17 protein-coding genes and 2 pseudogenes are annotated in these 25272 nt (G+C 46.9%); 2 read left to right on the top strand and 17 right to left on the bottom strand.

What is annotated here, in order from left to right:
- Window positions 1-3 precede the first annotated feature (3 nt).
- The 3 genes from RIF36_RS23240 to RIF36_RS23250 form a co-directional block, all read right to left on the bottom strand.
- Complete coding sequence (locus tag RIF36_RS23240; RefSeq protein WP_350120385.1) at window positions 4-1266, bottom strand: aspartate aminotransferase family protein; 1263 nt, start codon at window positions 1264-1266, stop codon at window positions 4-6.
- A gap of 133 nt (window positions 1267-1399) precedes the next feature.
- Window positions 1400-3829, bottom strand: a complete 2430-nt coding sequence (locus tag RIF36_RS23245; RefSeq protein WP_350120382.1) for a CehA/McbA family metallohydrolase — start codon at window positions 3827-3829, stop codon at window positions 1400-1402.
- Window positions 3830-3983: 154 nt separating this feature from the next.
- Window positions 3984-4535, bottom strand: coding sequence for a DUF3124 domain-containing protein (locus tag RIF36_RS23250; protein ID WP_350120379.1), 552 nt, complete (start codon window positions 4533-4535; stop codon window positions 3984-3986).
- A 174-nt stretch (window positions 4536-4709) separates the two neighbouring features.
- On the opposite strand from RIF36_RS23250, the gene RIF36_RS23255 reads away from it, so the two are divergent.
- Entirely contained in the window at window positions 4710-5756 is a 1047-nt protein-coding gene (locus tag RIF36_RS23255; RefSeq protein WP_151997036.1) for a potassium channel family protein, read from the top strand.
- A 2-nt stretch (window positions 5757-5758) separates the two neighbouring features.
- Here RIF36_RS23255 and RIF36_RS23260 read toward each other — a convergent pair whose 3' ends face one another.
- The 9 genes and pseudogenes from RIF36_RS23260 to RIF36_RS23300 all read right to left on the bottom strand — a co-directional run.
- Window positions 5759-6229: a DUF6265 family protein gene (locus tag RIF36_RS23260; RefSeq protein WP_350120376.1), complete on the bottom strand. Its 471-nt coding sequence runs from the start codon at window positions 6227-6229 to the stop codon at window positions 5759-5761.
- A gap of 205 nt (window positions 6230-6434) precedes the next feature.
- On the bottom strand, window positions 6435-6704 hold the full coding sequence (locus RIF36_RS23265) for a DUF3303 domain-containing protein (protein WP_350120374.1): 270 nt from the start codon (window positions 6702-6704) through the stop codon (window positions 6435-6437).
- A 16-nt stretch (window positions 6705-6720) separates the two neighbouring features.
- Window positions 6721-8247, bottom strand: a complete 1527-nt coding sequence (locus RIF36_RS23270; protein ID WP_350120371.1) for a sulfatase family protein — start codon at window positions 8245-8247, stop codon at window positions 6721-6723.
- A 306-nt stretch (window positions 8248-8553) separates the two neighbouring features.
- Window positions 8554-9903: a DEAD/DEAH box helicase gene (locus RIF36_RS23275; RefSeq protein ID WP_350120368.1), complete on the bottom strand. Its 1350-nt coding sequence runs from the start codon at window positions 9901-9903 to the stop codon at window positions 8554-8556.
- A 217-nt stretch (window positions 9904-10120) separates the two neighbouring features.
- Window positions 10121-11707 (bottom strand): annotated as a pseudogene (locus tag RIF36_RS23280) (ATP-dependent nuclease); the annotation flags it as partial.
- Between the two features lie 624 nt (window positions 11708-12331).
- Window positions 12332-13153, bottom strand: a complete 822-nt coding sequence (locus tag RIF36_RS23285; protein ID WP_350120362.1) for a hypothetical protein — start codon at window positions 13151-13153, stop codon at window positions 12332-12334.
- Between the two features lie 345 nt (window positions 13154-13498).
- Window positions 13499-14854, bottom strand: coding sequence for an Lcl C-terminal domain-containing protein (locus RIF36_RS23290; protein WP_350120359.1), 1356 nt, complete (start codon window positions 14852-14854; stop codon window positions 13499-13501).
- 516 nt (window positions 14855-15370) lie between these two features.
- The gene (locus tag RIF36_RS23295) at window positions 15371-15688 is read right to left on the bottom strand and encodes a HigA family addiction module antitoxin (protein WP_350120356.1); all 318 of its coding nucleotides are present in this window, start codon (window positions 15686-15688) and stop codon (window positions 15371-15373) included.
- Window positions 15688-15828 (bottom strand): annotated as a pseudogene (locus RIF36_RS23300) (type II toxin-antitoxin system RelE/ParE family toxin); the annotation flags it as partial. The pseudogene RIF36_RS23300 and the gene RIF36_RS23295, both read right to left, overlap by 1 nt.
- A 320-nt stretch (window positions 15829-16148) precedes the next feature.
- Here RIF36_RS23300 and RIF36_RS23305 point away from each other — a divergent pair.
- Window positions 16149-17582 (top strand): ATP-binding protein, encoded by a 1434-nt coding sequence (locus RIF36_RS23305; RefSeq protein WP_350120353.1) that lies wholly within the window; start codon window positions 16149-16151, stop codon window positions 17580-17582.
- A gap of 121 nt (window positions 17583-17703) precedes the next feature.
- Here RIF36_RS23305 and RIF36_RS23310 read toward each other — a convergent pair whose 3' ends face one another.
- The 5 genes from RIF36_RS23310 to RIF36_RS23330 form a co-directional block, all read right to left on the bottom strand.
- The gene (locus tag RIF36_RS23310) at window positions 17704-18258 is read right to left on the bottom strand and encodes a dihydrofolate reductase family protein (RefSeq protein ID WP_350120350.1); all 555 of its coding nucleotides are present in this window, start codon (window positions 18256-18258) and stop codon (window positions 17704-17706) included.
- Window positions 18259-18264: 6 nt separating this feature from the next.
- Window positions 18265-18900: a hypothetical protein gene (locus RIF36_RS23315; RefSeq protein WP_350120347.1), complete on the bottom strand. Its 636-nt coding sequence runs from the start codon at window positions 18898-18900 to the stop codon at window positions 18265-18267.
- Between the two features lie 139 nt (window positions 18901-19039).
- Window positions 19040-20356: an alkaline phosphatase D family protein gene (locus RIF36_RS23320; protein ID WP_350120344.1), complete on the bottom strand. Its 1317-nt coding sequence runs from the start codon at window positions 20354-20356 to the stop codon at window positions 19040-19042.
- 503 nt (window positions 20357-20859) lie between these two features.
- Window positions 20860-23721: a M16 family metallopeptidase gene (locus RIF36_RS23325; protein WP_350120341.1), complete on the bottom strand. Its 2862-nt coding sequence runs from the start codon at window positions 23719-23721 to the stop codon at window positions 20860-20862.
- A 189-nt stretch (window positions 23722-23910) separates the two neighbouring features.
- A complete protein-coding gene (locus RIF36_RS23330; protein ID WP_350120338.1) occupies window positions 23911-25077 on the bottom strand; it encodes a Fic family protein in 1167 nt (388 codons plus the stop codon).
- Window positions 25078-25272: the final 195 nt, after the last annotated feature.

The following is a 25272-nucleotide window of genomic DNA, read 5'->3' on the forward strand; positions in this document are numbered from 1 at the left end:
AGGTTAGCTGCATTCTTTTAGTGATTGCTCCAGCTTGCCAAGGAGTTCTTCTGTTTCAGTTTTGCTGATAATAAATGGAGGGGAAATTAACACGCCATTTTCATCAATACCTTCTTTTCCTCCCACAGAGGGATAAATCAACAGTCCGTTTTGATAGCAGCGTTCAACGAGTTTTGCCTGTATTCCTTTTATCGTTGGATCCAGTTCAAGCCCCATCATCAGGCCTTTGCCCCGCACAATTTGAATGACGGGATATTTCTTTTGCAGCTCATACAGGGCCGATTTGATTGTAGCTCCCTGTCTGTTGACGTTCTTCAGCAAATAATCTTCCTCTACGGTTTCCAGCACCTTCAAGGCAGTGGCACAGGAGAGTGGATGCCCGCTATAGGTGTGGCCACTCATGATCAGCCCGCTTCCTTTTTTTATCGGCGCAAAAATCTTGTCGGTCATCAAAGTGGCAGCTATGGGCGCATAGCCTGCACCCAGGCTTTTACCTATGGCCACAATATCAGCTTGAGTACCCCAATGCTCCATGCCAAACCATGTTCCGGTTCTTCCCAGGCCTGTCATTACCTCATCGGCAATGAACAAAATCTCATTCTTGTCGCAGACTGCTTTGAAGCAGGCATAGTATTCGTTTACCGGTGCCAGGGCAGTGCCGGCCGCTCCAACCATAGGCTCAGCGATGAAGGCAGCAATCTTCGAGGCTCCAATGTTGTCTATCACTTTTTCAAATTCAGCTACCTGATCCTCCAGCGAATCGTTTTCCATGTCAGCGGATAGTGCTGGGTATTTCGCCAGCATGCCTTCAAACCGCTGCCTTCTCAGGGCATGGCCCGATAAGGAAAGTGCCCCCATGGTGATGCCGTGGTAGCTTTTCCTCCGGGTAATGAAGTGTGTCTTTTCAGGTTTGCCTTTTTCCTGCCAGTACTGAATGGCGATTTTCATGGCCGTTTCAATGGCTTCGGTACCACTGTTGACGAAAAAGCTGTGGCTGAGTGACCTGTCAGGCGATAGTTCGTACAACTTAGTGGCCAGCTGTTCGGCTTCTTCAGAGGCAAACTGCGACCGATAAACAAACTGGAGCTTATCGAGCTGTTTTTTGATAAATGGCAGGAGCTTTTCGTGGGAATGACCCAACGAGCAAGTCACCGCTCCGGAAGACCCATCGAGGTATGCCTTGCCGTTTTCATCATAAATGTAGACGCCTTTGGCACTCGTTGCCTTGAGGTACGTCTTGTTCAGGTTGGGTTGTATGTTGTGCACTTTGTTGCAATTAATTCTGTAGAAAGTTGACGTCGTAGCTGGTTTTAAGAATCGTCATCTAAAATTAGCTTAAAAATCTTCCGATTCCCTTTAGGGTCAGGGTAGTGAGGAAGACTTTAAAGCCTTCCTCATGTCATTTACGTCCTTCAAATACTTTTCGAGCTTCTTTGATGTTGCTCATCACCCTGACCTTTTCAGCTTCAGTATTCCAGGTGGTGACAGCCGATGCCGCCTCTTCAATACGATCGATCCATGTCAGAAAGTAGGCAGCAGATTCAGTAGAATGTATGGGTTGCCCATCCACACTGACAAACACCGCATTGGTAGTAGCATAAGGATAGATATCAAGTACTTCAGGGTTAGGGGCACTATAGGCCCGCAAAAGTACCCATGAACTGTTAGCAATATTCAAGGTTCCAGTGAAATCAACTGTTGTGCGGTCGCCACTTAACGTAATGGTTTTCACCACCTTCCCATTTTGAATAATTTCCAGCTTATCGATAGGCACCGATGAGCGAACAAAGCCTTTATAGTTGAGCTTTCCTTTTTTCGAAAGCGCTATGTCTCCGCCAGGCTCTTGATCATCGAGAGCAAACCCAAGCATAGGTCCATTGCTGGCAAAAGTCTTGCCTTTTTTTACGCCTTCAATGAATTTCTCATGCAGTGGCCGTTCATCACCTTCCTCCATTTTCACAAACGCTCGTGTCAGTCCGACAGGCCCCCGTAGCGAGGAGTAATTAGCCATGGCGTCGGTGCCACCGACAGGAGTCAGCCTAAATCCACAGTTCATCAGCTTGTACCATACCCCGGCTGAGATATGATGATCGCTATACCCAACCGCCTCATAGTAGTCCACTTTGCCAAGAGCTACATCTACAGGCAAGGAAAAGCTCGTGGGTTGGGAGAGGTCAGGCTCCGTTTCGAAAGGATGGACATAGCCCACAATGCCATTTTGGTCATGTGCGATGTCGGCTACCACGGCGTTGGAAGGATACGGACTCTCGGCGCCAGTATGGGTATAGCCGACGTACCCTGGAAGGAGATAATTGGACGTCAAGCCCAGTAAGCCCATGTGCCCCCAAAAGCTGGTGTGGTATTCCTGACCATGCATGATGAGGGTTTGTTCGTCTGAAGCATTGTCAGGGTCTACAGAAAAATACTCAATATCAGGAATGCGCTGTTCTTTGTTAACCACCAGGTTGTATACAATGTCCAGATCTTCTGCCTTGGCTTGTAAGGCCAGGTGCTCGGGGGTGTTGCGGTAGTGCCCACCATAGTTCATATGCACATGCACGTCGGCTGACTTCCAGGTGCCGTGGTACGACGGAATGGTGGAGGGAGCCCATGAAAAAGCAATCTCTTTTTCCTCGCCTGCTTTCACTGCGACGGTAGCATCATTTGCCTTTCGGAAGCCTTTCCAGGCGGTAATTTTCACCTCACCGACAGGCACTGTCACTTTCACTTCTCCAGGAGAATGGAAATAGTAGGTTTCGAATTTTTGCGCCTCCCGGTTAAAAACCTCGTTGCCATGCATCCATGCATCGTCAGGTGCATAGCTTTTGTCACCAACCCTTACCGTCAGGCGGGCAGGTGTCGGTTGCTTGCTATCGTGGTAGGTTTTTATAGTAACAGTTGCCGTTGGGTGGATGTACTTCTTTTCATTGATCAGCAATGGCCACTTTTTGCTGGTAAGCCAATCCATCAGGTAGAGTTCCGTGTTACCGTGTTCATTGCTTATGTAGGCGATCTTGCTTCCGTCGGGTGACCAGCGGGCATGGGTGGCGTCGAAATCGCCGTATCCCATGGCAATGGGGTAGCCTTTTTCATCGGCCGGGGTCATCCAGAGTTGGTGCCACTGCTGGCCGAGGTAAGACGAGTAAATGATGCGCTTGCCGTCAGGCGACCAGTCGGGGCTGGCCCGCCAGTTTGTTTCTTCCTCACGCAGCAAAACGGGGTTGTAGTTGTTCACTTCGGTTCTGTAAATATTGCCAGACCCATGCAGCACATCGGGGTTGGTCACAAATACCAGCGATTTGCCATCGGGTGACCAGGAAGGGCTTAGCTGATGATCGGGCTGGCCGTAGTAGTAGCGGGGAATGGCGGTGGTGCGCTCCGGTGAAAGAGGTTTGGCTGCCAGCGTATTGTTGTTCAAGCTTCCTATCCAAATGCGGAAGTTGCCAGTTTCCTTTGTTGAAACAAAAGCCATTTGTGAACCATCTGGTGAAAATCGTGGATCGATATTAACAGCACCGCCCTCTGTAAGCTGGGTTGTTTTCCCGGTTTGCAAATCCAGCAGGTGAAGCTCCATGGCATCGTTATCGTACCGAACAAATACGACGGTGCTTCCATCGGGCGACCAGTCGGGCCGGTAGTCGTAGCCTGGCCCGTCGGTAATTTGTGTGGCAGTTGTTTCATCTATTTTCTGCTCCCAAAGGCTTCCTCCCATGGAGTAGATCAGGCTTTTTCCATCGGGCGACCATGTGGCAGAAGAGGGGCCTGTGGTGAGCTGCGGCACATACATTTCCCGGTAGTAGTAGGGGTGGGGGATGTCGATTTGACTCAACACCCAAGGCCTTTGAGCCAATAGAGGAGAGAATGCTAGGCACACCAGAAACAGTAGTAGATTGATCCGCTTATTCATTTAGCTAGTTCGGAAAAAAGGGATGACAATCAAAACGTTTTACAGTGCAGCGGACAGGAATCACCCTCACAGAACTCTAGTGGATGTGAACCCCCTGCGTAGTAAAAGAAATGCCCTGCTGGCCAGAAGTAGAAATCATTACGGCTTCAAACAATGGCTCATGCGTTTCATCTTTTACCGCCCAGTCAAAGATAAAATTAGCCCCGGTGCCTCCTTCATTGTCTACTTCATCAATCACTATTTCTATCGTTTCCATAGGGCTGATGAATATCGGATTCTTAAAGTATGTTCTTAGCAACTCGCCATGGGTATTGTAGTAATCAGCTTTCAGCATGTAGATGGAGTCAGTCAGGCTGGTATTTCTCATGCTGATGGTGGACGTAAGATCGTGGGTCCTGCTTTCCGACCGGCTGTAAATTTGAGAATAGACCGACAGATAAGTTGATCCTGCGACCAGCGAGTCCGACTCGTTCAGTTCAATGAACCTTTGTTTCCAATTTACCGGGTTTACCGAACTTATAGGTTCAGGCTCGCTGCAGGCAAAAAGTACAACACCTAAAGTCGCCGCCAAAAGTATGAGGCGTGCAAGTGTTTTAATTGACGAAGTTCCCCGTATTGAAATACCCATAAATTACCTGGTTTCGTTTGTGATTCAATTTACGGAACAATTGATGAAAGCCATGCGATGGATGCCTTATTGATCGATCAAAGAAAAATGTATTGTCTCCCCCTGGAGGCTTCAGCTTTATTCCTTCCCTAAATTTCTCTAATTTCCGAGAACTATTCGGAGGCTCAATCGCAGATGTCGGAACTGAAGACCATCAATCATGTAAACAAGCAACTCAGGAATCTCATCATTTCGTTTTTCCTTTTCCTTTTCAGTTTGGGCGTGGGTTTGGCTGGATTCACGCTCATAGAAGACCTGGATTTTGTGAATGCTCTCTATATGACCATTATTACTGTGGGCACCGTTGGCTTTACAGAGGTAAAGGAGTTGAGCGCAGCAGGTAGGGTGTTTACCTCCATCTATATTTTATTGAATCTGGGTATTTTTGCCTATGTGGTCTCCGTGATATCCAGCTACATATTTGAAGGGAAACTGAAATCAATTGTCAAAAGCTATCGCTCGGGTATGGAAATAAACAAACTAAAAAACCACGTAATTGTCTGTGGGTATGGCAGAAATGGCGCCCGGTCGTGCCAGGAGCTCCAAAAGAGTGGCGAGCAATTTGTAGTAATAGAAAAGGATCCTGACATGGTGAATATTATTCCTGAGTCGATGAAGCTTTTTATTGGCGACGCCACCGAGGATGACAACCTTACCACCGTCGGCATAGACCGGGCCAGGGCTATTATCATCACCACTCCTTCCGATGCGTCGAATGTGTTCATAACGCTGACAGCGAGGGCAATGAATGAAAAGATCAGAATCATAGCCAGGGCTTCCAATATTGAAACGGAGAATAAACTCTACAGGGCTGGTGCCAACAACGTCATTCTACCAGACTTGCTGGGAGGCATGTTCATGGCGCAGCTGGTGACCAAACCTATCGTTATAGAGTTTCTAAATCTGCTCAATGGCGTGTCGGGCATGAGCTACCACCTGGAGGAAGTTGGCTACGACGACCTGAAGCCGGAGTTCAAGGACAAAACGCTTCGGGAACTGAATATTTCGGCATCTACGGGCGTCATTGTTGTGGGCGTAAAAGACAATGTCAAAGGGCTTATCCCAGGCCCCTCCGCCGACACTTTTATAGGTGAAGACGACTACCTTATCGTTTTGGGCTCCAATATTATCCTGAAGAAATTCTTTGATCAGTACACGCAGTTGAAGTACGAGAAGATGTGAGGCTAATTGGCTCGCTTCATGTGAAAAGTCTCCGTTTCTATCTTGTCTCCGTTTTTTAATCTCAGCCGTATTTCCATCTCCTCGTCTGATTTTCGTTCAAACACCAGGCCCTTTAGCTCGATTTTGTCTTTGGTGAACGACACCATTTCAAAAGTGACGTAGTTTTCTTTCGTTTCCCAACCCACCAGTTCAGGCGTAAAGTGCTTGAGGCGGAGCCCTGTTTTGTCCAGCACCATAAACTCGTAGAAGTTGAGGCTGCCATCGGCATTGTGGTGGCGGTACACGCCCATCATGGTGCCGTCAGCTGAGGGTGGTGACCATATTTCTTCCGAGGTACCGCCAAAGCCATCGCCCGTCCATCGGCCAGCCAGCCAGGCGTAGTCGTTGATGTTGAAAGGTGCCGGTTCATTGCCTGCGGAAACGTAAGGCGTGAGAAAGAAAAGGCAGATGACTAAAGAGATAATTGCTTTCATCGCTTGTTTCATTAAAGGTTTTGAAGTGTAGACAACACGACACCTGGTGAATGGACAAAATTTTATATTTAACTTTTGCACTGCCTGCAAGCTCCCATTTCTGCCACGCTCCCAAGGAAAAAGGAGGACTTTAACACAACGATTGCCAATTGAAGAGCCTTGACACTCCGATAACAACCTGCGCTCTAAACCGGTGCAAAGGCTGTCAGCCTGAAAGCGCCTTTTGCTTGGCGTCAGCAGATGATATAACGGGGAAGACCTCAAACTCACAAAGGTCGCTCCATGCGTCCATCCATTCCTGTAGTTTTTCCATCGACTCGGCTTCCATTAGTTGGAAGCATACTTCCACTTTTTCGTCAATCCAGCTGTTAATGTAGGTCACACCTTCCGGCATCAGCCTGCCTTTTTCATCAAACCTTTTGTACAGTTCCTTCACCTTCCCAGGCCGGAACTTTTCAACAATCATGTAGTTCATTTTTTGTCTGTTATCATCATTCGTCCAGGCAGGGAATCTCCTCTTTTGTAAACGGAGGCGCTATGGCGTAGTCATTGATGCCATTGGCGAGGTCAAAGTCATGATACTGATAGTTGGGCGTGTAAAGCACAGTATCCCAGTAGATTGTCTGAGGATCTGTGGCCCTCAGGTCGCCGGTGGCTTCCATCCATTGTGTCAGGTCACTTTGCAGACTGCTAAGCGTTGACCGGTACTCCGGGTCAAGGGCAAGGTTGTGCAGTTGGAAGGGATCTTTTTTGATGTCGTAGAGCTCTTCTGGTTGGCGCTTCGCAAAGGTCAGGCTGAAGTAGTCGGTTGTGGTTTCCGCAGCCTTTCCTTCCATAGCCATGATCAGGTATTTGGTGATGGAATTGTCTACATCTCCATACTGCCCCACTGACTGATGAGTAGTGGGATCACCCGCAGGCCACCTGTCGGGCATATAGTTTTTGATGTAGAGATACTGCCCGGTTCGCACGCTGCGGCTGGGGTAGCTCAGGTCGCCTGCCCGCACGTTGGCATGGCGTTCTCTTTCCGAAAATCCCCGGCTTCTGTCCTTGCTGTCAGTGCCAGCTAAAAGTGGCCACAAGCTGCTGCCCGAGGTGAACATGCTGGCGTCTAACCCAGCAGCTTCCACGAAAGTAGGCGCAAAATCCACAGCGTTTGTGAACTCAGTGACCACTGTGCCCTCGGCTATTTTGGAGGGATAGCGCATCGCTAAGGGCATGTGAGCGCCATATTCATACAAGTTGGCCTTGGCTCGGGGAAAAGGCATGCCGTTGTCGCTGGTCATCACCACAATGGTATTGTCGAGCTCACCGGCTTCCTCCAGCATTCTGAGGATGCGGCCGCTTTCTCTGTCGAAGCGCTCCACCTCGAAGTAGTAATCGAGGATGTCGTTTCTCACGCAGGGTAGGTCGGGCAGAAAAGCTGGCACAATGACGTCGTCCAGCGACATGCCTGTTTGTATGCCCGTGTTGGGTACGTAGTCCCGGTGCGGATCTGTGCTGCCAAACCAAAAAGAGAACGGCGTGCCAGCAGGCTTCTGAGCAAAGAATTCCTCAAAGGAGGCAAAATCTTTTCCGGCCGGGTTGTCGGTATAGCCGCCTGCTTTGAAGTCGCCAGGCCCCCAGCCTTTCCTTGTTTTGCCGGTAAAGTAGCCATTCTCATCCAGAATCGTGACCCAGTTCGCAAACTTCTTTGGAAACACCGACCACAGGTTGCCCGCAGACTCCAGCTGGTGAGGAAAGCGACCTGTTAAGATCGCCGCTCTGGATGGGGAGCAGCTTGGTGCTGCGGTATACGCATTTTGAAACAAGGCACCCTCATTGGCGATGCGGTCGAAGGTGGGTGTACGCACCACGGGGTCTCCGTAAATCCCGGCGTGGGGGTACGACCAGTCGTCGGCAATCAGGAACAGGACGTTAGGTTGTTTGACTTCGGCCACCTTTTTGGCAGGCTGCGAATCGGGCGTGCAGCCGATAGCGAGGAGGATTGAAAGGGTAATCAGGAAAGAGTGTTTCACTTAGTTAAGTAGGTTTTGGTTTCAATAGCCTTCATTGTCAGGAATGGAACGGACACTGAAGCCAAAAAAATAAAAACCGCCTCACGTCACTCTGAGCTATTTTCGCCTGGCATCTGAGGGTGAGGAAAATGGTCGTTCCACGTCGGGTCGGAGTCCCCTCGGGGAGATTCCTACGCCTCGCCTCCCCGCAAGGCTATGCTGAGGCTCTGAATGACGGTTTTTATTTTTATGGCCTCGGACTTTTTTCGGCATCCCAAACCCACTTGAAGGTATAAAAAATCCCTCTACCTGCCATCCTGTACTTCCCTACTTCCTCTTATTATTCTTGAACTTATCGCCCCGGGTCTTGGGCTTCGTGTATTTCAGCACGATCTCCCTTTTATAAGAACCGCCCAGGTTCACCTTCTTGTTCTTGGCTATCTTTTCGTGGAAGCTTGGCCCGGCCAGGTCCTTTTTGGCATTTCGGTGAGGATTCTTGTTGTCGCCGCTTTTGGCCCTTTCTTCGGGCAACAGCTGGTGCGATACTTCAATGCCTTCCGGCATCTCCAGCAGGGGGATCTCATGCAGCATGAGTACCTCAATGGCCAGCTTGTGTTCTTCCTCTCTGTCGGTGAAGAAAAGGATGGCGTTGCCTTTTTCCTCCATTCGCCCGGTACGACCAATGCGGTGGATGTAGTTTTCCGGGAAATTGGGCGTGTCAAAGCTCACCACATGGCTCACGGTGGCCAGATCCAACCCACGTGCCATGACGTCGGTGGCGATAAGGATGCGGTTTTTGCCGCTGTCGAAGTTCTCAATGGCGTTGATCCGGTTGTTCTGCGACTTGTCGGTATGGATGATGCCCATCTCCGGAGCGTAAGGATCTTCCAGCAGGTCGTAAAGGAGGTCTGCGTTCTTTTTGCCGGTAACGAACACCAGCACTTTTTTGAAGGTGTCTTTGTCACGCAGCAGGTGGCTCAGCAGGTTGGCCTTGGTGTGGAAATTGGGCACCCGGTAGGCCACCTGGTCGATGGTTTCCAGCCGGGCACCGCTGATGGCGATGGTTATTTTGGCTGGGGCAATAAAACTATCGTTGATCAGCTCCTCCACGTCGTCGGTCATGGTGGCGGAAAACATGATGTTTTGGCGCCGCTCGGGGATGAGTTCAAACAGGTTGGTGAGCTGAAAGCGGAAGCCCAGGTCGAGCATTACGTCCACTTCGTCGATCACCAGCTTTTTGATTTCTTTGAGCTGCACAGCCTTGCTGATGGCCAGGTCGTAGATGCGGCCGGGGGTGGCCACCAGTATGTCCATGCCCTGGGCCACGGCCAGCGCCTGGGTTTTGATATTGGTTCCGCCGTATACGCCCATCACCCGCACATTCATGTATTTGGCGTAAGTGTTTACCTGCTCCACCACCTGGAGGACCAGCTCCCGGGTGGGCACCAGGATCAGGATGCGGGGATGCGCCTGCTTCGAAAACTTCAGCTCCCTCAGCAGGGGCAACATATAGGCCAGCGTTTTGCCCGTACCGGTTTGAGCAATGCCCACCACATTTTTTCCCGACAGCACCACGGGAAAAGCCTCTTCCTGAATAGGTGTGGGCTTGGCAAAGCCCAGGTCATCAAGGGCGTTGAGAAGGGGGGTAGACAGGTTGAGTTCTCTGAAGGAATCCATTGGTTGTGCGACTTATCAAACGAACTGCAAAAGTCGGGAGTATTGGCGAGGTAAAAAAATGGGGGGAGGTGATGTTCTTGGTCATAAGCCATGAGTTATCCTCTCCAGTCGGATATCATTGATGGTTCAAGCGTCTGCCTTATTCTTTCAATATTTTGGTATCGATAGAAGCGGACGCTTCCGCCAAGGGGGGAAGGCCTTATAATCTTTTGGTGTATCAACTTTGAAGAAGGGGCGGTTGTGAATCAAGCATCCCTGACAATTGATTTAGTGCATAGTCAATTGCTCTACAAACGTTGATGAACCGATTTGCCCATGATATGTTTGATTCTGCCTCTGCCATTGAAATCAACTTACCTTGTATATTAGATTTTCGATTGTCTTTGACTTTAAATGGTTCTAGGTCTCCAGAGGCATCTTCCGAATATGCATCAAACCAAGAAGGGCTTTCTTTATAAATGGCCTTAATCCACTCATCGGGGAATAAACCTTCAATTGAAAAACGTGACCGAACAGAAACGAAATGCTTATTAGCATCGAAAGAGATTTGATGCTGGCCAAAATACCCTTGCAGAGCACGTCTTTCAATTTCGCCTGCGTCATCTCCATCAAATACTGTAACACAGGCATATTCTTTTCTTATGAATTGATAAGTTGCCCTTAAGAAACCCGAAAGGTGTTTTACTCCTCCAAAATCCTCAAACTTTGCTTGCCTTAAACTATCAAAAGGGTACTGGTCTGTTGGTAGCTTTTCTAATATCCATTGGAAAATTTCACGATCGGTAGGCCCTTCAACAAAGACGTTGAATTTCGCAAGATTATAAAAGTCACTAAAGCGGATTCCTAAAGCTGTTCGAATTGCCGAGACGGCTTCGCTGAAAGTTTTATATTGTTTAATCTCGGTTCGATTCTTCTCATTTAACATTGTGCCTGAAACAAACTTGGGATCTTGGGGCACAAATGCCATTGAATGTGTGGTCTTTAGGACTATCGCATCGTTGGAAAGATTCTCCAAAATTGTATTACAGCTACTTGCCAAATTTGGATGCAAATATGATTCTGGTTCCTCAAGAAGCCATAAAACAGTCCGTCCTTCTTCGATCTCTTGCTTTGTGATCCAGCGGAAAGCAGCTAGAAGTGCAGTCGTTTGTATTCCCATTCCTTTTTCATAAACTGGCGTTCTCTGTGGATCGGATATCATGAAATCAAAGCCTGATACAAGGCGCTCAACAGACTGATTTGGAATTGAAAAACTAGCCTGTAAATCGATCAGGCCGGCTGAGAATAACTCCGCATTTAATGAATCTGCCGCATCCTTTAAGCTTTCATCAATTTGTAGTAAATGTGGCTGGATTACTTTTGATACTTTTTTTCTGAGAAATGGAGCTAAAAGATCATTGTAGATTTGTTCCACACTTTTGGCAGATGGAACGTAATGCAAACTAAATCCACCCAGCAATCTATTGACTAGCGAAATATGCGTCCTAGAGTATTGAGCTGCCTTCGCACCACTTTTTGGTCTCTTTACATTTGGAAAAAAACTATAGACTGGAGTATTAGTGTCAGTGAAGTAAAGGGTTAATGTTAGTATGCTTCCTGATCGTTCTGTTCCTTGAAGACCATGAAGTTCATCTATGGCATCGTAGATTTCATGGTCAATTTCAGTATCACCATCAAATGTGGCTGTAATACTTGTTCGAGCACGACCAACGCCAAAAGTAAGGTCTTCATCCCGAGTGTATCCATACGAGTTTGAGGAGCCAGTAAAAAAAACTTGAACTGCTTTTAATAAATTAGTTTTTCCAGAATTATTCGGCCTACCAAGGTCATCTGTCCGGGAATTCTTATGTGCTGTTCAGCTTCAATTGTTCGAAAATTTCGAATTCTAATTTCTGTTAGTTCCATTACCTAGGCCTTTTTTTAAGCTGTCGTTGTTAATTTCCATGGTGCAAGGATAACAAGCGCACATCCCTTATTGTGGATGTATATTCAAGAAAAACTAATAATCAGAAGAAGTGAGGTATCATTGTCACCGCTGGCTAATTAAAAAAGCTGTTTGAATTTAGGTAATCTACACTTATTTTTTGAGAAATAAACCGACTGGCAACCTAGCTAAATGTAACTGTTTCCGCTGAAGCTTCCACCATCACACACACACACCACTCAAGCTTCCATCCACTCCAGTTGAAGCCTGTACCACTTCTCGCAGAAGCTTCGATCGTTAATTCTTCTAGCTTGTTGCGTTAACTTTACAAGCTTGTTTTGTTTCAAGTGGAAGCCTCAACCATCCTCTATTGAAGCTTCAATGAAAAATGGGATAGAAAAGGGAGTGTTTTTATTCGCATTATAGACCGTATGATAGTCTTTCCAATTCGCTAAATGGATCTATACGAATAGATTACAAAATTGAAGATCACAGGTCTCTGACTTAGGAATTTTCCTTTTCTAGTTTTATCAATAAGTTGGGAATCAGAGTTTCACTAAAGCCGGCTACAAATGCAAATACTAATGCGCCATACATAGGCTTTGATAGTTCATTAATTATTCCGAGAGCAAGATTACTTTGAATGATAAAGTAGGCAATTACAGCACTGAACGAGGATATGATTGCCCTTTCAAATCCGTAGAATAAATACAAATACCAATCTACGTCCTTTTCGAACACCATTTGTCTTATTCTTCTCGAAACAGAGATGAATCCTCCAATTGTGCCGGCAGTTACCACGAAAATTAGATGTCGGTTGATGGGTTTACAATGAAATAAATTTAGGTTGTAAGTAAGAATTGAAAGTAAGATGCAAAATGCGACGAAGGTTAAAACAGTTCCTAGATATCTTAGCCGATTCCTAAACTGATTTCGATACACGGTGTTGATTTCCTTTATGAGATCATCGAGTTGTTTTTCGGCTTCTTCAATACTTCCGTTTATAGCTAAAGCCAAAATGGGAGCGATTCTACTTTTGACGCTTGAATCGTCGACCACTTTGTACAGAAGCCCCTTGACCTCAATATATTTTGCTCTGATTTTAAAGTAGTTGCTCTCTCGACCGTTTTTATCTTCTTTTGTCCATGGCTCGATCGCTATTCTTATCGAGTCTACCAAATTCTTTGATTCAATTTCATAGATCACAAATTCGTCAGCTCTAAGGAAGATGGAAATAATTTCGTTGCCGCTTTGATCTTTCGCACCTTTGGTGTAGCCGGATAAAATTCTTTTAGCTCTTTCTTTGAATTCTTCCTCTGGAGTCATCGTGACAAGATTTGATGAAATTAAATATACAAAACAGCACGCTTTTATCTAGATGTAATTTTAACTATTTGAATGGAGCTATTAAGACTAAGCCCATAACTCTCGTTTGCAACTCCTGCTCGCTAGGGAGGGCTGGTGAGACTTATTCTTGAAGCACATCATTCAACCAATATATCAATTAATTCTTTTCCATGGTTGTAATTCCTGACACTGCTATATACATAGTCATCTGGGCTTCAATGAAAAAGGGGGTGTTTTTTATTCGGGTCACAGCCCCTGCGACAGGCCTTCGGACTTCTCGCTCAGCGATTTCAAATCCCGAGGAGCGGTGTAAGTTTTGAAATCTTAAAAATACCGAATAGCCCTAACAGCATATAATTGGGTTTTCCAAGTTGCTCCACTAGCACCCTCCGAGAAATTTATTACCCTCACTAAAGGTGGATTGACTCCTGAATTCAGCTCATTACTAGTCCAATAGCGTTCATTTATAAAGTCACCCAAGCCATTTAAATGCAAATTGGCCTTCATTAACTCAAGCTCCTCCCTGGCTGGAAGATACCAATCATCGTATCCTTCCAATTCTAAATCATAACAAACCTTCGCTGCAGAATTTTCTTCATTGCAATCATTGACTATTTCAGGTGTATTTAGAGCACCGCCACCCACTAAATTTCTTTCACCAACGTATAATGTCCCCTGATCACCCGTAATTTCGATATCTGCACAGCCCCATTCAATATTTGTGGCCTGATCCATTTTTGCGCAAACAAAACCAGTGCCGTTATCCGTATTTAAGTAAGATATTAGACCGCCCTGATAGGAAGCACCATAAAGTTGGTCAAGTGAAACTCCGCTATTATATATTGATATGGGTGTTTCACCCTCATCAAGTCTCTCCTGGATTGTCTGTTCTGTTGCGCTTGCAGTTAATTCAACAGTTAGTGGAGTGGATGAATAGTGACCCAGGCTATCTCTGGAAAATGTGAAATTAAATGTTTCATATCCATCAAGTTCGATGGTCAAATCATAAGAAGCATATCCATCTTTAATAACTATCGAATTATTTGCAATGGGTGCTAATTCTTGATGAAATGAGTAAGATTCGCTCGTCACAATTAATTCAGCACTTAAAAGCGTCTCAAGGTTGCCTTTTTCCGAAACATTGATGTAGAACCTGAATAAGTCCACCAGAGATAGATCAAACCCAACCAAACCAAAATCTTCAAGCCCCAAATTTTCAGTTGACAACACCTCAACCTCTAAATCTAAAATATCATCCGCAGTTATAGAAAACTCGATAGGGAGTGGGTCATTGACATTCTGCGCTTGAAGAGAGCCCTCTTCAGGTGCAGCGTATATGATGTTGCTATCTTCATCGAGAATCAAAAATTCGGTCAATTTGTAGTCACCTACCGGAAGCGAAATTTTTTGACTGATAAATTCACCATTGAGTTGATACAGCTCGATTTCAGATGTTGAATACTCAGTTGGTGAGCCATCACTCTTATTAATGGTGACCAAAATTGAAACCGCTTCACTCAAATCTAGCACCCTTCCGCCGTTGGCTGACTGATTGTCAAACTTCGGTTTAAAACTAATTTTTCCTACACCGTTTGGTTGACCAGGATCATCTCCACCGCACCCTGTTATCATACATAATAAGATAATTAGGCTCAATAGTTTTGTTGCAGTATGTTTCATGGTTAGGCGGTTTGCAGTAAGATTCATTTGGTTTTTCCTTTTTAAGAAACGATTTACATGGATAAGTACGCCTTCTATTAGATTCAGTAGTTGATCATAACCGAGCTAATATACGCAACTAGTTGTATATATTTCCATTATATCTTTGCTAGTTTTTTAAGTGAAAAGCACTATTTCAGTCAATTGACATTAATCTTCCGTTTGTAAATGTCTGGTAAACGCATAAAATACTTCTATTGTAGGCCACACCGCTTTAAAAACTGAGTAGTAATTAAGTCGTACGAGGATGCCTTTTTTCCCTTTCTTTCTAGCCAGGCTCAGGCTGCTTTAGGGTCGATTTAATTCCTTTTTTGATGTTCAGGAGAGCATCATTGAGCTCGAGACAGGAAGTGTCAATGAATCTGGATTCTTTATCCGGGAGGTAGCAGCTCTTTGAATCGGGTCACAGACCCTACGATAGGTCTTCAGGATTTCAAGCCCCAAAGAGCAGAATTGCAAATTCATAAGGCCAGGGTATCATGCGGAGCCTTCAGTCGTTGCTGCTTGTTTGATAGACAGCAATTCACCTGAAATATTAGCCGATTCTTCCTCAAGATCGTAATCATTCTGTAGTCCGAGCCAAAACTTTGCGGTGGTGCCAAAGTACCGGCTCAGTCGCAAGGCGCTGTCTGCGGTAATTCGCCGGTTTCCTTTCAGGATTTCACTGATCCGGGTTTGAGGAACCTGAATGTCTTGGGAGAGTTTATAGGCACTAATGCCCAAAGGCGACAGAAACTCTTCTGCCAGCACCTCTCCGGGGTGAATATTGGGTAGTTTTTCTGTTGTATTCATCATTAGTGATAGTCTATAATTTCAACCTGTGTGGCATTTCCATCTGCCCAATTGAAAATGATCCGCCATTGGTCGTTTATCCTGATACTGTAGTAGTCTTTTAAATTGCCGCTAAGTTTCTCCAGACTGTTGGAAGGAGGTATCCCCATAGCCTTCATTTAAAACAAGGGCTGGTGGGACTTACGCTTGTAGCACATTATTTAACCAATATATCAATTAATCCTTTTCCATGGTTGTGATTCCTGACACTGCTATATACATAGTCATCTGGGCTTCAATATAAAAAGGGAGTGTTTTTTATTCGGGTCACAGACCCTAGGATAGGCCTTCGGTTCTGCCAATTGACTTGTCTGCCCTTTTTTAATTTTAAGCATTGAATTATTCGAAAACCACCTTATTTATGATTATTATTGTAAATAAGATGATTATAATGTTCTTATTTAGTTAAAATGAAGAGAATAGTATGACTTTGCAGTCTGTATCCGAGAAGCAAATCATAGAACGCCTTAAGTTTGAGAACCCGTGGTGGGTTACCGGGGCGATCGAGGATTTCTATAACGAGATGCCCAGAAGGCTGTATTTCGGCCTGTTCAAAACGCTGGCATACGAAACCGAGGTGCGCAGGGCCCTGATATTGATGGGGCCACGGCGGGTGGGTAAAACAGTCATGCTGTATCATACCGTGCAGGATTTGATTGCTTCAGGTGTTCCCGCCAATAAGATCATCTTTGTTACTGTGGAAAGCCCTGTCTATCTGAATGTAGGGCTGGAGCAAATGCTGCGGTACGCCATGACGGCAGCTGGCCAGGAGGAGCTGTCTGGTCTTTATGTGTTCTTTGATGAGATTCAATACCTGAAAAACTGGGAGGTACACCTCAAGTCGCTGGTCGATAGCTACAGGGCATGCAAGTTCATAGCGTCGGGTTCAGCGGCAGCGGCATTAAAGTACAAGAGCCTTGAAAGTGGTGCCGGACGCTTCACCGACTTTCTGCTTCCGCCGCTCACCTTCAACGAGTACATCCATTTGAAAGGGCTGGAGAATTTAATAAGACCTTCAAAAGTAGACTGGCGTGGGGCTGATATCGATTTCTATTCCACCACCCATATTGAGGAGCTCAATAGACATTTTATTGACTACATGAATTTTGGAGGCTATCCGGAAGTCATTTTTTCGGAGAAGATTCAAGCCAATCCGGGTCGGTTTATCAGGCAGGATGTGATCGACAAGGTGCTGCTGAGGGATTTACCGAGTTTGTATGGCATTCGGGATGTGCAGGAGTTGAATTCGCTGTTTACCACCATTGCGTACAATACTGGCAACGAGTTTTCGCTGGAGACGCTGAGCAAAGAATCGGGAGGTGTGAAAAAGCAGACGATCAAGACCTATGTCGAGTATTTGGAGTCTGCATTTTTGATCAAGACGGTCAAAAGAGTAGGCCAGGATGCCAAGCGGTTTCAGCGGGATAACTTTTTTAAGATGTATCTCACCAACCCGTCCCTTCGGGCGGCTTTGTTTTCGCCGATGTCCGCCACTGACGATATGATTGGCAACATGGTGGAAACGGCCATCTATGCCCAATGGATGCACCGTGACTGGTTCACTCCCTGGTATGCCAGGTGGCAAAATGGGGAAGTGGATTTGGTTGCTCTGTCGGAGGCTAAGTTTGAGCCGCTTTGGGCGCTGGAGGTGAAGTGGTCGAACAGGTACTTCGAAAAGCCCAGAGCCTTAAAAAGTCTGCTGAAGTTCAGTGCCGAAAACCGCCTGAAACATGTGTTGGTGACCACCATCGACAAAGAGGGGAGCAAAGAAATTGATGGAGTTAATTTGCACTATTTTCCGGCAGCCACCTATGCTTATACCGTTGGGAAGAATACTTTGAAAATGAAGGGCGGGTAAAAACTAGCGCTCGGGGATTTGAAGCGCCACGAGGGGATTCCAACCTGGCTGGAGCGTTTTATCCGGTTCACAGAACCTATGATCGACCTTCGGCGTTGAAATCTCGAAGAGCCGAGGTGTGTTAGTTTCTCCTCACCTCATACCACAGCTCTACCATGCCATTCTTGTAGGCAGTCACATCCTTGAGGTGCAGGGGCTGCTCCACGCCGATAGAATCAAAAAACAGCAGCCCTTCTCCCAATAGCATCGATTTGACGGTAACGATAATTTCGTCGACCAGCCTGGCCCGGAGGAAGTCTTTGGCAACAGTAGTGCCACCCACTACCCAAATGTTTTTATAGCGAGGTTTCAATTGTTCAGTCACCAGCTTTTCGATATCGCCCGCATGGAATTTTACATTTACCCTTGCGGACATCATTGATCGACTGGTAAGTACTATTACCGGCTTGTTGCCATAGGGCCAGCCCAATGCCAGGGCGTGTTCATAGGTTTTGGAGCCCATCACGTAGCAGTCGATGCCTTCGAGAAAGGTTGTGATCTGTTCGTCGGTTAGGTCGATACCCTTTTCATACGTATCAGGCGTTTCAATCCACGACACGTCGTTGTCCTTTCTGGCAATAAAGCCATCGAGGCTGGAGACCATATGCAGCGTGACTTTGGACGGGGTGGTGGTCATTACTTTCTATTTGGCCTTTAGCCGTATCACATAAATGGAGTCGGTGGAGAAAATATGAATACTGTTCCCGCTTAGGGTAAAGCCAGCATTAAAAAGCTCTTCAGCACTCATCATGCTGAGCGAATCGACGGTTTCCTGATCAAGTTTGCCATCGTACATATAGGGAAGGCCATTGCTTAGCTGGCGAGACTTAGTCAAAACTGTGGAGGATTTCGCTTGCATCGTCCGCTTCATGTCATGGGTGGTTGTGAGCAGCTTGGTGAGCCTGAGTGAGGTGCTGCTCAGTTCGGTCAGCGAAAAGATTCCCCCGAAGTTAAGCTTGTCCTGGTCTGCTTTGTCATCAAACGTATGTTCGATGTACTTGTCGTCAATCACTTTCCAGCAGCCGAAGGATCCATTGTAGAAAAACTTTCCGTTGGGGTAGTAGCACAGCGAAACATTCATGGGACTGGAAAGGGTATGGCCTTTGTTCTCAGTCGCATCCTCAAATACCCGCCAATAGCCACCGGTCAACGTAGCTAAAGCCTGATCGTTGAGTACGATGGCGTTAGGGTTACTGAGTTCAAAGCTTTTGGGTTGTGCGATTGCGATATTAAGCAGCAGACAGAAAGCAGGGGTGAGTAGGTTGGTGATTGTTTTCATGTTCCTCTGGTTTGGCAGTAATCGTTAACTAGTATTTGTAACAATATCATTGTAAGAGTAGGGTTATCTAAAATAACAATATTTTAGTCTTTTCCACGGTTTCTGCCGCAAATTGTGACTTCCGGGGAGAGTTTCTCAGTCATTTATTAGAACCAATTACTTCCTCATGTACTACCTTCCCATCAACATCGTGATGGGTAAACTTGATGAGGGGAATGCCCGCTTCCCGGTAGACCTGGGTGGTGAGAAAGCCTCCTTTTACTCGTAGAAATTTATGTTCTGGCTTCAAGTCATCCTGATCCCATCCTTGTGCGTGCGAATCGCTGGTAGGCCCCTGGCTAAACTCCCAAAGACCTGTTTTGGAGTCTGCTGACACATATTGCCAATGCCGGTCGCCATTGATGACAAGCACTTGCTGATCGGCTAAATATTGGCGAAGCCATTCTCCTTCCGTCTGAAAGGACTGATTGGAATGGTTGTCAATTTTGCCTTGTGCCCGATCAGGCCCAACAATAGGGATGGGGGAGACGAGTACTTTAAAAGTAGCATCTGATGCCTCAACTGACTCCTTGAACCAATCGATTTGTGCTTGCCCCCAAATCGTTTTGTCTTTTCCATCAGGAGCCTTATTGTCGCTGCGAAACTCCCGTACCTCGACCATCCAAACTTGAAGGTCTTTGCCCCAGCGTACGGTTCGGTAGGGCTTGCCTGATATAGGCACTTGCTCCCTCCAAATTAGTAAGCCGTCGTCGAATGTCAGCTCACCGAAAGGGTCAGAGAAAGGAGTGGCGTCGTCTTTAAGCAAGTCATGATCATCTTTTTGCAAATACAACGGTATGTGCTCGAAAAATTCCTTCAGCGATGGCCATGAGTTCATGGCGTGCCACTTGTGCCTGGCCAGTTCGATGGTGGTGGCCATGGGGCCTGGTTTGTCGTAGTACACATAGTCGCCGGTCTGGCAATGAAAAGCAGGGTGCAACTTCAGCATGCTATCGTAGATTTTGAAACCACGCAACGCATCGTCAAACGACCAGTAATACTGACAGGTGGAAGAGGTAAAAAGCACAGGCACTATGTCGTCGTCGGCGGGCGCTGTGGTGAAGAAACTCGTTAGGGCAGTAACGGGCGACCCTTCGTCTTTTCTGCCCTGAACCAATAGCGAATAAGTCGTATTTGATTGCAGGCCTGTGAACTCCCGCTTAGCAGTAAAGTCTTTGTAAGCCGAAACATAGATCCAATCGCTATCAATTGTCGATCCATTTGCAGTCAGGCTAATTTTCACCTCCCCGAAGGCACCTTCAACAGCACCCTCCATTTTACTGATGGGCATGTTTTCGTCGAAGTTGAGAGGACTTTTGAAGGGCGGCTCTTTCTGTTTGTGATAAACAGCTACAGGCTTTGGACTGCCGCAGAGCCTTGTCCAAATAACGACCGACGAGGCGGTGGCTTCACCCATCTTGAAGCCGGTTGTAAAATAAACTGAGTCGGAGCTCTGTTGGGCGACTGAGCTGAAGCAGAGAAACAAAGCTGCAAATGAAAGGGTCGACCGGATTTTGTTTGTGTAGTTCAAATGGACAAATGAATGGTAGTGATCATTCAATATACAGTATTGTTCAATCAAAGTAACTCTGAGGATGTTCGGAAAAGCCTGGTGAAAACAGAAAAGGGGTCAAGCAATGAATCTGCGGCTTAAAGCTCAAAACCAACGTTATTCCGTTCAGCATTGGTGGAAAATAAAGAAGCAAAACTGGTTCAATGCACCCCGCCCGGCCGGGGTAGGTTTGGATGTTTTGCTCCTTTATGTAGAAAGTTACTCTTGTTATAAAAATCAGTCCCCCAAAAGTACCGACTGATCCCGGAAAAGCCAGGCGAGCACCTGATCTTTCAAATGTTCGAAACGGTTGTAAAAGAAAAGCCATTCTTGCGAATGGCCTTTCAATTCGTATCAGAAGAGCTGTTTTACTTATCTACTTTAATGGAGTTTTTGTCAATCACCTCTCCTTTGGCATCCAACTCTACCACCTCGTAGCCTAGCTGCTGTAGCTTTTCCCGGTTGGTGGCGCCGTCACCCACCACCAGGATATAGATGCTGTCGTCGTCGAGGTACTTCTTAGCCAACTTGTTGATCTCATCTTTCGAAATGGTATTTATGATCTTGGTTTGCTGGTCAACGTAGCTTTTGTCGAGGTTGTAATGAGCGATTGTCCGCAGGAAACCTGCTTTCTGCCCAGGCGTTTCATAGCTTCTGGCATCCCGCTGACCAACTGAATTTCTCATAAAGGCAAGCTCGTCGTCAGTAATGCCTTTTTCACGGTAGTCTGTGATCTCTTTCATAAATTCCACCACTGCACTATCCGTAGCTGTTGCCAGCACGCCCGCATAGGCCTGATAGGGCCCCGGGTCTTCCGTCGAACTGAAATAGGCGCCAGCGCCATACGTCCAACCTTTGTCCTCTCTCAGGTTTAGGTTGATGCGGCTATTGAAAGCGCCACCCAGCGGATAGTTCATCAGATACGACTTAAAGTAGTCGCCCGTGGCATCATATTTCAGGTCGGTCATGTAGCCTACACGAATCTGCGATTGCGGTGCATTGGGCTTGTCAACCAGATAAATCTTGGTTTTGTCGCCTGACTTGGCAGGAGGCAGGGTGGGTAGCACCACTTTTTTATTGGGCCAGCTTTTCAGGAAACCTAGTTTTGGCAGAACCTCCTTTTGATCAACATCTCCCACAATCACCAGCTCCCCCAGGTTGGGAGAGTAGTACTTGTCGTAGAAAGCCTTTACGTCGTCGAGAGTTATATTGGCCACAGTTTCCTCAATGCCGGACGTGGGCACCGAATAGATGTGCTCATCGCCATACAATAGCCGATCAAATACCTGTCCGGCAATAGCCGATGGATCTTGCTGGCTGGCCTTGATGCCTTCCATTTGCTGCTTGATTACCCTGTCAAAGTCGACTTGCTGGAAGCCTGGTCGCAGGAGTTTTTCTTCGGCAAGCTGAAGCGTTTTGTCGAGATTCTTCTTCAGTGTGTTAATGCTCACCACCGTCGAGGTTCTGTTGGCGTAGATATTAATGCTGCTACCTATCTTCCTCAACTCTTCCTGCATGGCTTCGGCTGAATAGTTTTGCGTTGACTCATCCATCATGGAAGCCGTGATCTGAGCCAACCCGCTTTTCTTGGGGTCGGCCGCATCGAACTTGTGGCCACCTACCAGCGTCAACTGAATAGCAACGGTAGGAATCTCATTGCTTTTTGTTCCAATCACCTTAATGCCATTGTCGAATTTGGTTTCCCAAAACTCAGGCACTTTTACAAGCGGGCTCGGACCGGAAAGTGGCCTTTTGCTTCTGTCGAAAGGCTCGTTGGTGGGTTTCTTATAAGTAAGGCCGGTGTAGTCCGTTTTTGGAAATGCGCTGACGCCACTTGTTGGCTTCTCAAAGTTGTCGGGCTTGGCGGGGGCCGTTTCTGCATTGGGCAGATAACTGAGGATAACGCCGGGCTTGTTGTAGATATACTTATTGAACACCCGCATCACGTCGTCAGCTGTAATGTCGAGGTAGCGCTGCAGGTCTTTTTTTATCAGGTTGGGGTTGCCGAATGCATACTGGTATCTGGACAGCTGTGATACTTTGCCGCTCACACTGGCCAGCCCGTTGATGGTATTCGATTCCTGGTTGGCTTTGAATTTCTTCAGGTCGTCTTCGCTCACACCATTTTTGGCGAATTCGTCCAGTATCTGGCGCATGGCTGTTTCGAAGTCAGAAAGAGTCTGCCCGGGATAGGGCAGCACAAACATGGTAAACTCGCCTGAAAGCTCCGCCGCCGGGTGAAACACGGAGGCCTGAATGGCTTTCTGGGTTAATACAAATTTTTTGAAGAAGTAAGAGCTTTGACCAGTTCCTAAAATCTCGGAGAGGCAATCAAGCGCTGCTTCATCAGGGTGCATATTGGGTACGGTAGGGTAGGTGAACATCAACGCCGGGAAGCGGATGTTGTTGTCGATATGCGAGATATAGCGGTCGGCAGGAATCACCGGGGCGTCCAGCTTCATTTTTGCTACTTCCGGTCCTCTCGGAATGCTTCCAAAATACTTTTCAACAAGGGTGATTACCTTTTTCGGGTCAACATCGCCACCAACAGTCAGCGAGGCGTTATTAGGGCCATACCACCGCAAGAAGAAGTTCTTCAGGTCTTCCAGATTAGCCCTGTCGAGGTCCTCCAATAGTCCGATAGTCGACCAGGAGTATGGGTGACCATATGGATATACTGCAGCAATGGTCGTTTCGTTCCACATGCCGTAGGGTGCATTGAGTACCCCCTGACCTTTTTCGTTTTTCACGGTCGCTCGTTGAACTTCGAATTTTTTCGTCGTTACAGCGTCGAGGAAAAAGCCCATCCTGTCGGCCTCAAGCCAAAGCATGGTTTCGAGCTGGTTGCTGGGTGCGGTCTCAAAATAGTTGGTGCGGTCACGGTTGGTAGTTCCATTCAATGTGCCACCCGATTCGGTCACAATCTTGAAATGTTCTTCATCGGCAACATTGTCGGAGCCCTGGAACATCATGTGTTCGAAAAAGTGTGCAAAGCCAGATTTGTTGAGTTCCTCCCGGGCAGAGCCCACGTGGTAGGTGACGTCGACATGCACCAGCGGATCGGAATGATCTTCGTGAATGATTAGTGTCAGGCCGTTGGCCAGTTCGTATTTTTCATAAGGAATCACCAGCTCATCACCGGTTTTTGTCACCTTTTCGATGAGCTTGGTTTGCGCTTGGGAAGTGAATCCCAGCGAAATGGCAAGACAGAGAAGTAGCAGTTTTTTCATTCGGAGCATAGATTAATTAAAAAGTAGTATTGAGTCTTTAACGTTTGGTTACTGAAAAGTAGTGTTGCGGATATAATTTAGTACAAAAGGGTGGTTCTAATAAGTTTTCGAGAGCAAAATAACCTGAATCAGGCTTTTATTGGACTTTATGCATATATTTTCTCTCTGAGAAGGTAGACTTTGATCCGATCAAGCAATGTGGTGGTTGATGGAGGTGGGTTCCACGCTTCTATCAATACCTTCATTTAAAACCAACAGGTAATTCGTACTCCTGCCCCCGCCTGCTGCTTTTTGAAGTATCTGTTTTGCCAGCAAATCTTGTATGTCACGCAGCGCCGTGTCAGCGGAACACCCGGTTATCTTGGCCCACTTCGAAGTGGTGAGGTTGCCTTCGAAGCCGTCCAGTAGTTTGTCGAGCATGAGCTTCTGACGTTCGTTGTCTATCAAGAGTGCGTTCTTGCTCCAAAAGGTGTGCTTGAATATCACTGCATCCAGCACATCATAAGATGCATTGAGAGCGTTGAGCAGACAGTTCAGGAACCAGTCGAGCCAGTGGGTGATGTCTACGTCTCCCTGCTGGGTTTTTTCCAGTATGTCGTAATATGCTTTTCGCTCCTTCCTTATTTGCGCCGACATACTGTAGAACCTTTGGGGCATGCCGTCGGCCCTGGCGAGTAGCATATCAGCTATTGCTCGGGCTATTCTGCCGTTCCCGTCTTCGAAAGGGTGGATAGTAACGAACCATAAGTGGGCTATGGCTGCTTTTATGACCATGTCGTTGCTGTCATTTTCGTTGAGCCAGAGCAGGAATCTTTCCATTTCATCATCCACTTGTTTAGCCGGTGGCGCTTCAAAATGCACCTTTTCTTTGCCCAGCGCACCTGACACCACCTGCATAGGCCCGGTGGAATCATCCCGCCAGTTTCCCACGAGCACTTTGTACATGCCGCTTCTACCAGTGGGAAACAGGGAGCTGTGCCATGCAAATAACCTCTCTTTTGTCAAAGGGGAGTTGTATTGTTGGGTGGCGTCCAGCATCATGTCGACGACGCCGTCCACATCCCTGTCCGAGGGAATCAGCCCGGATATGTCCAGACCCAAACGACGAGCCACGGAAGAACGTACCTGCTGTGGGTTTAGCACCTGGCCTTCTATTTCTGTTGATTTCAATACATCGAGTGTGAGCGTTTCCAGCACGGCTTCGTTTTGCAGCACAAACCCAAGAGATTCCATTTTGCCTACCAGTTTTCCTTGTAAATGGCGCACTTTACCCAATAGGGGAGTTAGCTGATCCTGCTTCCATGCAAACGCTGGCCAGCTCGCTTTCTGATAGATATATGGTAATAATCTCCGCATATTATGCGGTAAATATACCTGTTATTCCCCGCATTCAGAAATAATATCCGCAAAACATGCGGTGAATGGAAGAGCTAATCGCCGCACTGGTGCCCACAGCGATAGCTGGTGGCACCAGCTACAAGAGGTTCAGCCACCCGTAGCAGGAGACTACAAAAGTTTGGATCGGTCGGCGGAGGCAGTATGACCAGCCTG

The organism is Imperialibacter sp. (assembly GCF_040222815.1).
Taxonomy (GTDB): Bacteria; Bacteroidota; Bacteroidia; order Cytophagales; family Cyclobacteriaceae; genus Imperialibacter.